Annotated in this window: 14 protein-coding genes and 1 other RNA gene; 8 read left to right on the forward strand and 7 right to left on the reverse strand. The window is 69.7% G+C overall.

The features are described from left to right. Positions 1-123 precede the first annotated feature (123 nt). From dnaG to P1V51_16660, 4 genes are all read left to right on the forward strand, one after another. Entirely contained in the window at positions 124-1,965 is a 1,842-nt protein-coding gene (gene dnaG / locus P1V51_16645; protein MDF1564674.1) for a DNA primase, read from the forward strand. Between the two features lie 13 nt (positions 1,966-1,978). Continuing rightward, positions 1,979-4,108, forward strand: a complete 2,130-nt coding sequence (gene rpoD / locus P1V51_16650; protein MDF1564675.1) for an RNA polymerase sigma factor RpoD — start codon at positions 1,979-1,981, stop codon at positions 4,106-4,108. A gap of 284 nt (positions 4,109-4,392) precedes the next feature. Further along, positions 4,393-5,130 carry a C4-type zinc ribbon domain-containing protein gene (locus P1V51_16655; protein MDF1564676.1) on the forward strand — a complete coding sequence of 246 codons (738 nt, stop codon included), beginning with the start codon at positions 4,393-4,395 and terminating at the stop codon, positions 5,128-5,130. A 5-nt stretch (positions 5,131-5,135) separates the two neighbouring features. Beyond that, entirely contained in the window at positions 5,136-5,558 is a 423-nt protein-coding gene (locus P1V51_16660; protein ID MDF1564677.1) for a ribonuclease HI family protein, read from the forward strand. A gap of 59 nt (positions 5,559-5,617) precedes the next feature. Here P1V51_16660 and rnpB read toward each other — a convergent pair. The 6 genes from rnpB to groES all read right to left on the reverse strand — a co-directional run bounded on the left by rnpB (position 5,618) and on the right by groES (position 10,069). Next, positions 5,618-6,010: RNase P RNA component class A (gene rnpB / locus P1V51_16665), an RNA gene on the reverse strand. Positions 6,011-6,062: 52 nt separating this feature from the next. Next, a complete protein-coding gene (locus P1V51_16670; protein ID MDF1564678.1) occupies positions 6,063-6,659 on the reverse strand; it encodes a hypothetical protein in 597 nt (198 codons plus the stop codon). Between the two features lie 35 nt (positions 6,660-6,694). Then, complete coding sequence (locus P1V51_16675) at positions 6,695-7,681, reverse strand: PDZ domain-containing protein (protein MDF1564679.1); 987 nt, start codon at positions 7,679-7,681, stop codon at positions 6,695-6,697. 37 nt (positions 7,682-7,718) lie between these two features. Beyond that, the gene (grxC, locus tag P1V51_16680) at positions 7,719-7,982 is read right to left on the reverse strand and encodes a glutaredoxin 3 (GenBank protein MDF1564680.1); all 264 of its coding nucleotides are present in this window, start codon (positions 7,980-7,982) and stop codon (positions 7,719-7,721) included. Between the two features lie 95 nt (positions 7,983-8,077). Further along, positions 8,078-9,724, reverse strand: a complete 1,647-nt coding sequence (groL, locus tag P1V51_16685; protein MDF1564681.1) for a chaperonin GroEL — start codon at positions 9,722-9,724, stop codon at positions 8,078-8,080. Positions 9,725-9,778: 54 nt separating this feature from the next. Then, positions 9,779-10,069: a co-chaperone GroES gene (gene groES / locus P1V51_16690; protein MDF1564682.1), complete on the reverse strand. Its 291-nt coding sequence runs from the start codon at positions 10,067-10,069 to the stop codon at positions 9,779-9,781. Between the two features lie 336 nt (positions 10,070-10,405). Between groES and P1V51_16695 the strand changes: the two genes are divergently transcribed. The 4 genes from P1V51_16695 (at position 10,406) to P1V51_16710 (ending at position 14,302) form a co-directional block, all read left to right on the forward strand. Continuing rightward, positions 10,406-11,023 carry a hypothetical protein gene (locus tag P1V51_16695; protein ID MDF1564683.1) on the forward strand — a complete coding sequence of 206 codons (618 nt, stop codon included), beginning with the start codon at positions 10,406-10,408 and terminating at the stop codon, positions 11,021-11,023. Continuing rightward, the gene (locus P1V51_16700; GenBank protein MDF1564684.1) at positions 11,020-11,673 is read left to right on the forward strand and encodes a hypothetical protein; all 654 of its coding nucleotides are present in this window, start codon (positions 11,020-11,022) and stop codon (positions 11,671-11,673) included. The genes P1V51_16695 and P1V51_16700 overlap by 4 nt, the downstream gene beginning before the upstream one ends. After that, positions 11,670-13,904: a PEP/pyruvate-binding domain-containing protein gene (locus P1V51_16705; protein ID MDF1564685.1), complete on the forward strand. Its 2,235-nt coding sequence runs from the start codon at positions 11,670-11,672 to the stop codon at positions 13,902-13,904. Before P1V51_16700 ends, P1V51_16705 begins: the two co-directional genes overlap by 4 nt. A 203-nt stretch (positions 13,905-14,107) precedes the next feature. Beyond that, the gene (locus tag P1V51_16710) at positions 14,108-14,302 is read left to right on the forward strand and encodes a hypothetical protein (protein MDF1564686.1); all 195 of its coding nucleotides are present in this window, start codon (positions 14,108-14,110) and stop codon (positions 14,300-14,302) included. An 86-nt stretch (positions 14,303-14,388) separates the two neighbouring features. Here P1V51_16710 and P1V51_16715 read toward each other — a convergent pair whose 3' ends face one another. Further along, a complete protein-coding gene (locus P1V51_16715; protein MDF1564687.1) occupies positions 14,389-14,649 on the reverse strand; it encodes an RNA-binding protein in 261 nt (86 codons plus the stop codon). Between the last annotated feature and the right edge of the window lie 182 nt (positions 14,650-14,831).

Below are 14,831 nucleotides of genomic sequence, written 5' to 3' on the forward strand. Positions count from 1 at the left end.
CGGTCGGAGTGTGCGCGAAAGTCGTAGCAAAAGGGTCCCCCCGGCGACGGGGACCCACCCACATGGAGGGCGCTTCTGTCTTGGCGCCCTCCCTCGAACAGGCGGTCTGGATTCTCTAGAGTCGTGTCAGGAATCCCGGACGACAAGATTGCCGAGGTCCGCTCTCGGGCGGACATCGCGCAAGTGGTGGGGCGAACAGTCTCCCTGAAGAAGGCGGGGCGCAGCTTCAAGGGGCTGTGTCCCTTCCATCAGGAGAAGACTCCGTCCTTCCACGTGGTTCCCGACAAGCAGATCTTCCACTGCTTCGGCTGTGGTGCCGGAGGTGACGTCTTCCGCTTCTTGATGGACATCGACGGTCTCTCCTTCCCGGCGGCGGTGCGTCAGCTGGCGGAGGAGGTGGGGGTGGAGATCCCCTTCACCTCCAGCGCCGAGGACGCGCGGGCGCGGGCGCAGCGGGAGGAGGCCAGGCGCCTCACCGAGGCGAACCGCAAGGCAGCCGAGGCCTTCGCCCACTGGTTGTGGAAGACCGAGGCGGGTGAGCCCGGGCGGGCCCACCTGCGCGAGCGCGGCATCCTCGAGGAGACCGCCCGCACCTTCGGGCTGGGCTACGCGCCGATGCGGAACGATCTCTGCGCGCGGCTGTCGGCTGCAGGTGTGAGCGAGGAAGATCAGCGCAAGGCCGGCCTGCGCGTCACGGGCCGCCACGGCGACTACGAGCGCTTCCAGGGCCGCCTGATGGTCCCGATCCGCACGACCGACGGGAAGACCGTGGCCTTCGGTGCGCGGGTGGTCGAGGGCGATCACCCGGCGAAGTACCTGAACTCCGCCGAGTCGCCGGTCTACCACAAGAGCGAGGTGCTCTTCGGTATGGACCTGGCCCGCGGCGCGATCCGGCGCGCGGGCGCCGCGGTGCTGGTCGAGGGCTACTTCGACGTCATCGCCCTGCACCAGGAGGGCGTCGAGCGGGCGGTGGCCTCCTGTGGCACCGCCCTGACCCCCCAGCACGGCCGCACGATCCAGCGCCTGGGCGCCGACCTCCACCTGGTCTTCGACGGCGACGCCGCCGGCGAGCAGGCGGTGGTGCGGGCCCACGACGTGGTCGCCCAGACCGAGGGGCTGCTCACCCGGGTGGTGCGCCTGCCCGCGGGAGACGACCCCGACGCCTACGTCTGCCGCGAGGGCGCCGAGGCCTTCGAGAGCCTCTGCGCCGACGCGCCGCCCATCACCGAGTTCCTCATCGATCGGGTGCTCGGCGCCGTCGGCGCCACCGTCGAGGAGCGGGTGCGGGCGGCGAAGGAGATCCGGCCGCTCCTCCAGCGCATCTCCGATCCCCTGGCCCGCTCGCTCTACCTCGGGCGGGTGGCCGATCGCCTCGGCTTCGACGAGGGCGAGCTGCGCGGGCACCTCGGCCTGGGCCGCCCCTCGTCGCCGCGCCCCTCCTCCGGTGAGAGGCGGCCCCAGCCGCCTCCCGGCCGCTTCCCCGACCGGGACGAGCCCCCTCACCCGGCCGAGGCGCACGGCGCGCTCCCGCTGGCCCCGGCGAACGAGCAGGCGCTCTGCCTCCAGATCCTCGAGCGCCCGCTCCTGGCCAAGGCCCTGGCCGGACACCTCGACGACTTCGCCCACCCCGAGACCCGGGCCCTCGTCTCCGCGGCCCTCGACGCCGTGGAGGAGGGCCTGCCCACCGACGCCGCCAGCCTCCTCGCCCACCTGCGGGACGAGCGCCTGGTGGCCTCCCTGCGCCGCCACCTCACCGAGAACGCCTCGAGCGCCAGTGAGAAGAGCGACGAGGAGGCCCAGCGGTGGTTCCAGCACACCCTCAGGCGCCTGCGCCTCGACGCCCTCGACCGGCGCGAAGCCCAGCTGCGCCGCGAGACCCACCCGGACGAGGATCCCATCGCCCGGGCCCGGCGTCTCTCTTCGCTCAAGGACCAGCGCCGGCAGCTCCAGGCCGGCAACGAATAGCCCAGGAGAACACATGACTCGCAGCAGCAAGAAGACCAGCGCGCGAAAGAGCACCGTCCGCAAGAAGACGGTGACGCGCAAGGCTGCCAGCACCGCCAAGAAGACTGCCAGCAAGTCGACGGCCAAGAAGTCCACGACGAAGAAGGCGGCGAAGAAGTCGGTGGCGAAGAAGAGCACGGCGAAGCAGACCGTGACGAAGAAGGCCGAGACCGAGAAGGCCGAGACGAAGCGGTCCAAGACCGTGACCGGCGCGACGAAGGCCGCGGTCAAGAAGGCCGCGACCAAGCACGCCAGGGCCGCGAAGAAGGCCGCGACCAAGAAGACCCGCAAGCCCAAGTCCGTCATGGCCGATCCCGACCTGCGCGAGAACGAGGGGGTGCAGGCGCTGGTCGAGCAGGGTCAGGAGCAGGGCTACCTGACCTACGGCGAGATCAACAAGGGGCTGCCGGTCGAGATCAGCGAGCCGGCGCAGCTCGACGACGTGATGATGGTCTTCGGTGAGGCGGGGATCGAGGTGGTCGAGTCCGCTGACAAGGCGTCCTCGACCCGGGATGCCGCCGACGAGGGCGCGAGCGACGACAAGGGCAAGGCGCCGCACCGCCTGGTGAAGCCGGCCTCGGGCACCGAGGACGCCTACGGCAAGAGCACCGACCCGGTCCGCATGTATCTGCGGAAGATGGGCTCGGTCTCCCTCCTCACCCGCGAGGGCGAGGTCGAGATCGCGAAGCGGATCGAGGCGGGTGAGAAGGAGGTCCTCGAGGTCGTCCTCCGCTCGACCACGGCCATCCGCGAGATCATCGAGCTGGGCGAGCGCCTGAAGCACGGCAAGGCCCGCCTCAAGGACGTCGTCCGCGACGCCCCGGAGGGCGACGAGGCCGGCTCCCGGAACGTCGACGCGGTGGTGAAGGCCATCGACCGCATCAAGCGCCTCTACCGCGAGAACGAGAAGGCCACGCTGCAGCTGACCGCCCGCCGCGGAGTCTCGGCCCGCAAGCGCAGAGAGCTCGAGGCCGCCATCGACCGGCGCCGTCAGCAGATGGGCGAGGTCCTCGCCGAGCTGCGCCTCTCCAAGCGGCAGATCGACGCCATCATCGAGCGCCTGAAGCTGCTCATCCGCCGCGTCGACGAGTGCAACTTCGCCGTGCGTGACGTCGAGCGGAAGGTGCGGATGCCCGCCCGGGAGATCCGCGCCCTCCTGCGCGAGGCGAAGACCTCGCCGGTCGCCGAGAAGCGCATCCTGAAGAAGCTCGGCCTGCGGGTCGAGGAGGCCGCCGAGGTCGAGCGAGCCCTCAAGGCCGCCAACCGCAAGATCAAGGCGGTGGAGGAGGAGGCCGGCACCGGCATCGACGAGCTCCGCCAGACCTTCCACGACATCGTGGCCGGCGAGAAGCGGACCGAGCTGGCCAAGGGCGAACTCATCGAGGCCAACCTGCGCCTCGTGGTCTCCATCGCGAAGAAGTACACCAACCGCGGCCTGCAGTTCCTCGACCTGATCCAGGAGGGGAACATCGGCCTGATGAAGGCGGTGGACAAGTTCGAGTACCAGCGGGGCTACAAGTTCTCGACCTACGCCACCTGGTGGATCCGCCAGGCGATCACCCGGGCCATCGCCGATCAGGCGCGCACCATCCGCATCCCGGTGCACATGATCGAGACGATCAACAAGCTGATCCGTACCAGCCGCTACCTCGTCCAGGAGCTGGGCCGCGAGCCCACCCCGGAGGAGATCGCGGCCAAGATGGAGATGCCCCTGGAGAAGGTCCGCAAGGTCCTGAAGATCGCCAAGGAGCCGATCTCCCTCGAGACGCCCATCGGCGAGGAGGAGGACAGCAGCCTCGGGGACTTCATCGAGGACAAGGCCGTCACCTCTCCGCAGGACGCGGTCATCAACATGAACCTGGCCGAGCAGACCCGGAAGGTGCTCGCCACCCTGACCCCCCGCGAGGAGAAGGTCCTGCGGATGCGCTTCGGCATCGGCGAGAAGAGCGATCACACCCTCGAGGAGGTCGGCCAGGACTTCGAGGTCACCCGGGAGCGGATCCGGCAGATCGAGGCCAAGGCCCTGCGCAAGCTCCGGCACCCCAGCCGCAGCAAGCGCCTGAAGTCCTTCATGGAGCCGCCGGGAGGCGGGGAACAGCCCTGATCGGGTGGTGAGAGGTGGGTCCGAACCCCCTGAGGGCTCGCGCCGATCAGGGGGTTGATCCTCTCGCGCCAGGGGCCTATACAGCCGCTTCTATGCTGTTTTGTATTCGTGTCGAGAGGAGCCGAGCCGGGGAGGGGGTCTTTCCCGGAGCGTGCGGGCACAAGCCCGGTGCCCTCCGAGTCGAGCAGCAGAAGAAGAAGATAGATGAGCAGTAAGCGACGCCCGGGAACCCCGGGCGTTTTCATTTAAGAGCCCACACCTGGAGAAGACACTTGGACGAGCGGTTGAGGAAGCTTCTGGCCCTGCAAGAGATCGATACCCAGATCCACGAGCTGATGGAGGCCGCCAAGGCCTACCCGGAGCGGCTCGCCGAGATCGACACCGAGCTGGCTGCCGATCGGGCCGAGAGCGACGCCAAGCAGACCGAGCTGGATGCACTGGAGGTCGAGCGCAAGAACATCGAGGCGCAGATCCAGATGCAGAAGGATCAGATCAAGAAGTGGGAGGCGCGCCTCACCGACATCAAGACGCCCCGCGAGTACGCCGCGCTCTCCCGTGAGATCGACATCGGCAAGAAGGGCATCCGCAACCAGGAAGAGGAGGTGCTCAACCTCCTCGAGCAGGGTGAGGCCCTGAAGAACGAGATCGAGCGGATCGAGCGGACCATCCTCGACAAGGAGAACGGCTACGCCGGCGAGCGCAAGGAGCTCGAGGGCAAGATCGCCGGCATCGAGGGCGACAAGGCCGTCTTGAGCGAGCGCCGCAAGGCCGCCACCGAGGCGGTCGAGAAGCGGGTCCTCTCCCAGTACGACCGCATCCGCACCCGCCGGGGCGGGCAGGCGATGGCCGCCGCCCTCGAGGGCGGCAGCTGCGGGGCCTGCCGGATGCGCCTGCGTCCGCAGCTCTACCAGGAGCTCGTCTCCGGCCGGGGCGGTATCTCCCAGTGCCCGAGCTGCATGCGGATCCTCTACGTGGCCCCGGAGGAGGAGGCCGCAGGCCTGGGCGACGAGGCTCAGACTTGAGCCGGGTGCAGGTCTGCACGGATGGCGCCGCCCGGGGGAACCCCGGGCCGGCGGGCGCTGGCGCCGTGCTCCAGTCGGCCGACGGCCGGGTCCTCGGCCGGGTCGGCCGCTACCTCGGCCACCAGACCAACAACGTCGCCGAGTACGAGGCGATCCTCCTCGGCCTGCGGGCCGCCCAGGAGCTGGGCGCCACCGAGGTGCGGCTGGTCAGCGACTCCGAGCTGCTCATCAAGCAGATCAAGGGCGTCTACCGGGTGAAGGCCGCCCACCTCAAGCCCTACCACGCCGACGTGATGCGCCTGGCGCGCACCTTCGCCGCCTTCGAGGCGGTGCACGTCAAGCGCGAGCAGAACAAGGCCGCCGACCAGATGGCCAACCGCGCCGTCGACGAGGAGCTCGACGGCACCCTCGAGCGCACCGGCCTCTAGGAAGAGCTGCCGGAGGCGAGCAGGGCCGAGCTCGGGGCTGACAGTTCGAAGAGGCCTTGCGTGAGAGGCAGGCTGTAAGCCGGATTTCGTTCCCACCCCCGAGGGGATGAGTGATGGACATTCGTCTGGGAGCGCCGTTACCGACGCCCTCTGGCGAGCCACCCGAAGCGGGAGGCGGGCCGCCTCCTGGATCCGGTGAGGGATCCGCCGCTTCCTATTCGCTCTTGCTCCCGCTGGGGTTTACCCTGCCACGCCCGTCACCGGGCGCGCGGTGAGCTCTTACCTCACCATTTCACCCTTACCCTGACCCGAGGGTCGAGGGCGGTATCTTTTCTGTGGCACTTTCCGTCGGGTCGCCCCGCCTGGCCGTTAACCAGCAACGTGCCCTATGGAGTCCGGACTTTCCTCGAGCCGACCCCGAGGGATCGGCCCGCGTCCATCCACCTGCCTCTCACGAAGGCCAGAGGCCATCCTAGCGAGTGGCGTCGAGCCCGGCTAGCTCTACTACTCGGCGGCCAGGGGGATGACGCCGATCATCGCCCGGTTCTGGCCGTCGTTGCGGACGCCCGAGCGGGGGACGAGGCCCTGGCGGGTGCCGCCCTGGTACATCCCGGTCCAGATCTCGATGCCCGAGGTCTGCAGGTAGCCGGGGATGGTGAAGGCCCACCGGTCGGCGACGACCTCACCGGTCCGCCAGACCCGCGTGGGATAGCGGCCGCCGGCGGGGTCGTGGTCGCCGTTGATCCGGCCGCCCTCGACGGCGATGGGCTCGAGGTGGACGAAGACCCGCCAGTCGTCCTGCGGCTCCTCGAGGACCTCCCAGTAGAACTCCACGGTGACCCGGTCGCCGGCCCGGGGCCGCTCGGGCTCGGTGCGCCAGCCGGCGAGCTTCACGCCGTCGTCGAAGCTGGGCTGGCTGGGGTTCGCGCCCGGGGGGACCGCCCGGAGGATGACGTCCCCGAGGGCGGCGCGGTCGAAGTCCCGGCGGGCGGCCTCGGTGGACTCCGGGCGGATGATGCAGGCGCCCAGGCCGAGGAGGAGGAGGAGCCCGAGGGCGAGCCCCCGGCGGCGGTGGTGTGGATCGTGCTGAAGACCGGTCATCGCGTCTCTCTGTCTCCCAGAGGGGAGGGGCGGGGTCAATCGTCCGCTCTGCGGGGGAGGACGAGCTGGACGGTGCGCAGGTTGCGCCGCACCTCCAGGCGCACGCCGGTCTCGGCCCGGGCGAGGTGGCGAAGCACGGTCTCGGGGCCGGTGACGGTCATGTCGTTGCAGGCGGTGATGATGTCCCCCACCATCAGCCCGGCCTCGGTGGCGGGGCCGTCCAGGGCGGCCACCCGGGCACCCCGCCCGGCGCGCTCGAGGGCCTTGAGATCCGAGGGGCCCCAGTCGGGCTGGAAGTAGGCGAAGAAGCCCAGCTGGAGCAGCTCGGTCTGGAGGGGATCGGCGCCGCCGCTCGGGGCCGCCGCCGCCGGGTTGTGCTGGAGGACCAGCTTCGTGCCGGGGGAGGGGTGACCCTTCCCCTCCAGGCGCTCGAGGGCCTCGGTGGCCATCTGCCGCAGGGCGAGGGTGAGGGGGTGGAGGGGGTCGTAGTCGGGCTGGATGGCCAGGGGGTCGAAGGGGATGCTGCGGTGGCCCTCCAGCAGGATCCGGCCCTTCTCCACCTCGACCAGCTGCAGGTGGGCGATGACCACCCGCTTCTCCCCCTGCTGCCGGGCCACCGGGCGCCCCGCCTGGTCGAAGATGAGGCGGGTGTTCTTCTCCCGCCGCTCCTCGGCCCAGGCGCGCAGGACGACGGCCTCGCCCGGGGTCAGCCCCAGCTCCATCAGCCGGGGCAGGAGGGTGGAGCCGGCCAGGACGTTGGGATCGTCGGGCCGGTAGACGGTCAGCTCCTCGGGGCCCACCACCAGGAAGCGGCCCTCGGCGAGGGCGGCCGAGACCAGGTCCCGGCTCTTCTGGTGCGTGCGCCACTCGGGCTCGGCCCAGCGGAAGCGGAAGGGGTAGATCACCACCACCTTCGGCTCGAGGGTCTCGAGCGGCTCGGCGGCCTTCCAGCGCACCTGGGTGCCCGGGCAGGCCGCGAGCAGGCCGGTGAGCAGGGCGAGGCCGAGGAGCGAGCGCAGCATGCGAGCGGGTCTACCCGCCCGGCCAGCGGCTCGCAACTCAGTCGGCGAGGGCGGCGAGCTTGCGATCGAGCTCTCCCTCGCGATCCAGGGCGTGGAGATCGTCGCTGCCGCCGATGCACTCCTCGCCGATGAAGATCATCGGCACGGTGCGCATGCCGGTCCTGGCCGAGAGCTCGGCGCGCAGCGCGGGGTTGCGCGAGAGGTCGATCTCCTCGAAGTCGATCGACTTCTTCTGGAGGAGCCGCTTGGCCATGACGCAGTAGGGGCAGATCGGGGTGGTGTAGATGGTGACCTGGCTCACGGGGGTACCTTGGCGCGAACGAGCAGAAAAGCAAGGGCCCACGGCCGCGCGAGGCGAGCCGTGGGCCCAGGTCGGTCAGGGACCGGGAGGCGGGCCTACATCATGCCCATGCCGCCCATGCCACCCATGCCGCCCATGCCGCCCATGTCGGGGGCGCCGCCGCTCTTCTCCTCGGGGAGCTCGGCGATCATGGCCTCGGTGGTCAGCATGAGGGAGGCCACCGAGGCGGCGTTCTGCAGGGCAGAGCGGGTCACCTTGGTGGGGTCGATGACGCCGGCCTCGACCAGGTCCTCGTAGGTCGCGGTGGCGGCGTTGTAGCCGTAGGCGTCCTTGTGCTCGCGCACGTTGTTCACCACGATGGAGCCCTCGAGGCCCGCGTTGGCGGCGATCTGGCGCAGCGGCTCCTCGAGCGCGCGAAGGATGATCTTCACGCCCCAGGCCTCCTCCTCGGAGACCTTCATGCTCTCGATCGCGTCGAGGCAGCGGATGAGGGCCACACCACCGCCAGGGACGATGCCCTCCTCGACGGCAGCGCGGGTCGCGTTGAGGGCGTCCTCGACGCGGGCCTTCTTCTCCTTCATCTCGACCTCGGTGGCGGCGCCGACGTTGATGACGGCCACGCCGCCGACCAGCTTGGCGAGGCGCTCCTGCAGCTTCTCGCGGTCGTAGTCGGAGGAGGTCTCCTCGATCTGGGCGCGGATCTGCTTGACCCGACCCTCGATGTCCTCGCCGGCGCCGGCGCCATCGACGATGGTGGTGTTGTCCTTGTCGATGGTGACGCGCTTGGCGGTGCCGAGGTCGTCGAGGGTGATGGAGTCGAGCTTGATGCCCAGATCCTCGGCGATCATCTTGCCGCCGGTGAGGATCGCGATGTCCTGCAGCATGGCCTTGCGGCGGTCGCCGAAGCCCGGGGCCTTCACGGCGGCGGCGTTCAGCGTGCCACGCAGCTTGTTCACGACGAGGGTGGCGAGGGCCTCACCCTCGATGTCCTCGGCGATGATGAGGAGCGGACGGCCAGCGCGGGCCACCAGCTCGAGGGCCGGGAGGAGGTCCTTCATCGAGGAGATCTTCTTCTCGTGGATGAGGATGAAGGGATCCTCGAGGGCGACCTCCATGCGCTCGGCGTCGGTCACGAAGTAGGGGGAGAGGTAGCCGCGGTCGAACTGCATGCCCTCGACGACGTCCAGGGTGGTCTCGAGGCTCTTGGCCTCCTCGACCGTGATCACGCCCTCCTTGCCGACCTTCTCCATCGCCTCGGCGATGATCTCGCCGATGGTGGAGTCGCCGTTGGCGGAGATGGTGCCGACCTGAGCGATCTCCTTCTTGTCCTTGGTGTCCTTGGAGAGCTTGGCGAGCTGACCGGTGGCGATCTCGACGGCCTTGTCGATGCCCCGCCTGATGCTCATGGGGTCGTGGCCGGCGGCGACGAGCTTGGAGCCCTCGCGGAAGATCGCCTGGGAGAGGACGGTGGCGGTGGTGGTGCCGTCGCCGGCGACGTCCGAGGTCTTGGAGGCGACCTCCTTCACCATCTGGGCGCCCATGTTCTCGAACCGGTTCTTCAGCTCGATCTCCTTGGCGACGGTGACGCCGTCCTTGGTGATGACCGGCGGGCCGAAGCTCTTGTCGATGACGACGTTGCGGCCGCGGGGCCCGAGGGTGACCTTCACCGCGTTGGCGAGGGTGTTCACGCCGTTGAGGATGAGCTCGCGGGCCTTCGTGTCGAAGATGATTTCCTTGGCCATGATTGGCTCCTATCTATTGAGTCGGTTGAAACGTTGTTTTCGATGAGGCGCGCGCTACTTCTCGATGATCCCGAGGATGTCGTCCTCGCGCATCATGAGCAGCTCCTCGCCGTCGAGCTTGATCTCGGTGCCGGCGTACTTGCTGAAGAGCACCCGGTCGCCGACCTTCACGTCGAGGTTGCGGACGGTGCCGTCCTCGAGGATCTTGCCGTTGCCCGCCGCGACGATCTCGCCCTCGAGGGGCTTCTCCTTGGCGGAGTCGGGGATGATGATGCCGGACTTGGTCTTCTCCTCGCCCTCGATGCGCTTGAGCACCACGCGGTCGTGCAGGGGACGGATCTTCATGGTTCTTCTCCTTTGGAGGTTGTGGGGCCTCGCGGTGCCGGCTTGGCACTCCCAGGCCCCGAGTGCCAGGTCGGGGGGATCTATAAGGCCCCTGTCGAGCACGTCAAGGCGCCGCTCTCCAACTTTCTTCATAAGTAAAAACAATTACTTACAAGAGCCGCTCGCCGGAGGCCGCCCGCCCGGGTGAAAGGGGGTTCCGGGGCCCCGGACGGAACAATCTCCCCGATGTAGGTGGGTGTAGGAGTCCAACTATTTGGAATCATTGACTTCTTCCCGCTAGGATCGACCTGGGCCCCGTGGGGACGGGGCCGGATAGGCCAAACAAGGAGGTAGAGCGTGCCTACCCACGAGATCCTGGCAGCAGCAGATGTCCGGGCCTTCTTCCGGGACGAGATGAGCACCGTCCTGAAGCACCAGCGGCTGACGCTCACCCCCGATACGGAGTTCTACCTGGTCAACCTCCTGGGGGACTTCGTCCGGACCGAGCACCTCTACGAGCTGCAGTCGAACGGCCGCCACGACGAGGTGCCCCTGGCCTTCCTCCTTCAGCGCGCGCTGGAGGCGGAGGGGAGGATGCGGGTGAGCAGCCTCAAGAAGCTCGGCGACACCTCTCTGGTGGTGAGCGGCTTCTTCTCCGACCGGCTGGCCCGGCGCCTGGTCGATGTCGACTACTACATCGCCATGGGCGAGCGGGCCTACGACGGGGCCGCCGACCTGGCCGGGGCCCACCGGGCCACCGCCGCCCTGCGGGAGATCTTCGCCGAGCTGGCCCGCACCTTCGCCCGGGTGGTCGACTGCCTGATGGAGGTCAGCGAGCGGGCCCGCACCACCGCCCCCGACGACCTGGTGCGGCTCTACGAGCGCTGGCGGGCGACCGGCAGCGAGCGCCTGGCCCGGCGCCTGGCCGCGGCGGGCATCCTCCCGGCGGGGGCCGGCGAGTCGGGCCTCGCGTGATCGTCGCCCTCGAGCGGATGCAGCGGGAGCTGGAGGCCATCTACGGCCTGCAGCTTCCCCTGCGGGTGAGCGACTTCCTCCTGCCGGCGGGCCCGCGGCCCGGCGGCGGGGGAGGGGCCAGCGAGGCGCTGCTCATCTCCCAGGAGGGGGAGGAGCTCTCCCTGGGGCTCTACCTGGAGCCCGCCCTCCTCGCGCGGCTCGCGCTCCACGATCCCGACGATCCGCTGCCCTCGATGATCACCGAGGGCCTGCCGGACTTCACGACGGTGCTGGAGGGGGTCAGCCACTTCGTCTACCTGGCCTGGCGGGCCCTGCGCGACGAGGAGGTGAGCCTGCTGGAGCTGGAGATCCAGGCCGAGATCGACAAGTTCGTGGCCTCGCTCCTCCACCTCTGGCGTCGAGGCCAGAAGGGGGCCTCGGCGGCCCTGCGCGAGCGGCTCTTCGAGCGGGTGCGCTTCCGCGAGTCCCTGAGCGAGGGAGAGTCGGATCGCTACCGCACCGCCAACGATCTGGCCCGGGGCTACTGCCGCCTCCTCGAGGCCCGCTTCCTCGCCGAGGGCAGCCCCGAGGGCCTGCTGCGGGAGGTGCGCCGCCTCTACCGCCTCGGGGGTGCCCAGAAGCGCGCCCACCTGCGCCGCTCGCGCGCGTGAGGAAGAGCGTCGCCTTCGGGCTCGGGGCCCTGACCTCGCTGGCCGCGGTCGCCCTGGTCCTCGCCGCGGTGTGGCTCGAGCGAGGGGAGCCCTCGGCCGCGCGCCGGGAGCCCGCGCCGATCGCGGAGGCGAGGACCGGCGCGGCGCCACCGGAGGAGCGGCCCTCCCTCGGCCTCGACGTCCCCCGGATCACCTCCACCCGAGACTTCGAGGCCATGGCGACCGAGGGGCCCTCCGGGGTGGTGCTCGGCCGATCGGTGAAGTTCCTCATCGACGCCCGGGATCCGGAGGCGCGCACCGTGCACTTCATCAACGGGCGCTTCGAGGGCGCGGTCCTCAACCGGAGGGCGCCCACCCTGCACTACTTCTTCGCGGTGGAGGTGCTGGGCATCTCGATGCCCCGCCTCGACTTCGACGACGTCACCTACCGCGCGGAAGAGAAGACCTTCGTCGCGGGCACGGTGCAGGAGTACCGGCTCGTCGGTGAGGACACGCCCACCTACGCCATCCAGTTCACTCCCCAGGATCCGATCTCGGAGGCCGAGCTCGGCCGGGCGGTGCTCCAGACCGCCGAGCACCTCTCCCTGCCGGACGCGCGTGTCGTCTTCGTGTCGACCGGCCTGCACCAGACGACCGAGACCGTGGGGGCGCAGCTCGAGGCGAAGGGAGTGAAGGTGCTGGCCCTCGACCAGGTCCTCGGCGCGGTCGAGTACCTGCCGATGAACCCGGGAGAGGCCTGGGGAATCCTGCGGGTCTTCCCGGAGGACCTCGAGGACCTCACCGCCGAGGACATCCCGGTCTTCGACGAGCTGCCCCTCGACCTCTCGGTCGTCGCGGCGACGATCACCCGCGCGGTGCAGGACAACGGCTCGCACATCAACCTCAAGGCCAAGGAGCGGGGGACCCCGAACATGGTCCTGCGCTCCGCCGGCCCCCGGCACCCGCGCCTCGCCTCGCTCGCGGACCGGCCGGTCCACCTCCGGGTGGAGGCCGGGGGCTACACCCTGGAGCCCTCCACCCTGGCGGAGGTCCGGGCCCGGCGCGCTGAGCGCAGCTCGCTCCCCTGGCAGCCCCTGCAGCTCGATCGCGAGGCGGGCCTGGCCTCCTTCGACTCGATGTGCGGCGAAGAGGCGTCGGCCTGCCTGAAGGCGACGGGCAAGTGGGGCGGCAAGGCCGCTAAGCTCGGCTTCCTCCGGCACGGGTCGGTGGTGGGCGAGATCGGGCTCTTCGGGCTCGCGGAGATGCTCGGCTACGAGCCGACCCCCCGCGGCGTCGGGGTGCCGGTGGTGACCTACCACGACTTCGTGGCCGCGAACCCCGACCTCGCCTCGGCGCTCGCCACCTTCATCGCCCGGGAGAAGGCCGGCACCAGCTCCCCTCGCGAGCGGCGAGAGGCCATCGCGAAGCTCCAGGCGCTCTTCATGGGGGGGCGCTTCCCTCCCGGCGTGGTGCAGGAGATCCGGGACATGGCGATCTCCGTCTTCCCGGAGGGGACCCGCGACCTGAAGGTCCGCTCCTCGGCCAACGCCGAGGATCTCCCGGGCTTCGACGGGGCCGGCCTCTACGACAGCTTCCGGGCGAGCCTCTCGGCCACGCCCGGTCCCTGCCGGCGGGTCGTCGACCCGCGCACCCGCGAGGTGAGCATCCGGCCGCGCACCCTGGAGTGCGTGATCAAGGGCGTCTACGCCAGCCTCTGGAACAGGCGGGCGGTCGAGGAGCGCAGCTACGCCCGGGTGGATCATGCCACCGCGGGGATGGGGCTCGCCATCGTCCCTCGCTACCGGCAGCTGGGCGACATCGTGGCGAACGTGGTGGTCATCACCCGGCCGATCAACGCGAGCGGCGTCTTCGGCTACACCCTCTCCAGCCAGCGGGGGAACAGCCTGGTGACGAACCCCGAACCGGGGACCCACGCCGAGTCGATCGCCGTCGGCCTGCTGCCCTACGAGGAGGCCACCTTCTCGGTGGTCCGCTTCGCCCGGCCCGACCCCGGAGGCCCCGAGCTGCGCCGGACCGTGATGAGCAAGAACGAGATGCTGGTCCTGCTGGAGATCGTGAAGCGGGTGGAGGTCGCCTATTGCCTGGCGGATCCCGCCTACTATCCGGCCTCCGAGGGCTGCCCGAACGTGATCTACGACGACGAGAAGCCCACCGCGCTCGATCTCGAGCTCAAGCTCTACGCCGACGGGCGCTTCCTCCTGAAGCAGGTGCGCGAGTTCGGTGGGCGTTGACCCCCAGGCGGGGAGAGCCAGCGTCTCCGCCGGTTGACGAAGGGGCCGATGTCTGACCACCTGCGTCGAACGGTGGCCTCGACGACGGGTCGAGGCACCCACGAGGTCCGAAGACGTTGCGGGACTTCGCACGGGAGGCTCTCCCGGTCGCGCGCGATGCTCTCGCCTCTCACCCCGTAGAACCCACCCAACTGGAGCTGCTCGTGGCCAAGAACAAACACACCTTCGCCAAGCGTCAACGTGAGCTGAAGAAGATGCAGAAGGCCGCCGACAAGCGAGAGCGGCGCCAGAAGCTGACGGCGGCGGCCAAGCGCCCGGGAGATCCCGCGGACGCGGCCGAGGAAGAGACCCCCGAGCCCATCACCGAGCCGGGCGCGCCTCTGCCCTCGGAGGACTGAGGGGACCGCCGGAAGCCAGAACGAGAGAGCCCCGCCTTCCAGTGAGGAGGGCGGGGCTCGCGGGGATCCCGGTGGGACCGAAACGACTAGAGCCGGCCGGGACGGGGCTTGTTCTGAGCCTCGTTCACGCGGAGGTCCCGGCCGTCCATCTCGTGGCCGTCGAGGGCCGCGATGGCCTCCTCGAGGCCGTCGTCGTCCATCTCCACGAAGCCGAAGCCGCGAGGCCGACCGGTCTCCCGATCGGTGATCAGCGCGACCGACTGCACCGTGCAGTGCGCGGAGAAGAGGTCACGGACTTGGTCTTCGGTCGCCGAGAAGGGCAGGTTGCCCACATACACTTTCTTCATCGAGTCATCTTTCCTGGTGCCGGATTTCCTGCACCTCGAAGTCAGGACGGAGCCCCGGCAACTTCCGGGTCGGCCGACCGACTTCAGACCCTGCAACATGCCGGGCCGTGTCTCCCCTTGCATCCGGTGGAGACAGGACACCCCTTGTAGCAGCTTCTTTTCGATCCGCACAGCTCTCGGGA

It is taken from the genome of Deltaproteobacteria bacterium (genome assembly GCA_029210625.1).
Taxonomy (GTDB): domain Bacteria; phylum Myxococcota; class Myxococcia; order SLRQ01; family SLRQ01; genus JARGFU01.

Coding starts and splice junctions, on each gene's coding strand:
- P1V51_16715 (MDF1564687.1), bottom strand. CDS start 14,649: ATGAAGAAAGTGTATGTGGGCAACCTGCCCTTCTCGGCGACCGAAGAC.
- groES (MDF1564682.1), bottom strand. CDS start 10,069: ATGAAGATCCGTCCCCTGCACGACCGCGTGGTGCTCAAGCGCATCGAG.
- P1V51_16675 (MDF1564679.1), bottom strand. CDS start 7,681: ATGCTGCGCTCGCTCCTCGGCCTCGCCCTGCTCACCGGCCTGCTCGCG.
- rpoD (MDF1564675.1), top strand. CDS start 1,979: ATGACTCGCAGCAGCAAGAAGACCAGCGCGCGAAAGAGCACCGTCCGC.
- P1V51_16670 (MDF1564678.1), bottom strand. CDS start 6,659: ATGACCGGTCTTCAGCACGATCCACACCACCGCCGCCGGGGGCTCGCC.
- groL (MDF1564681.1), bottom strand. CDS start 9,724: ATGGCCAAGGAAATCATCTTCGACACGAAGGCCCGCGAGCTCATCCTC.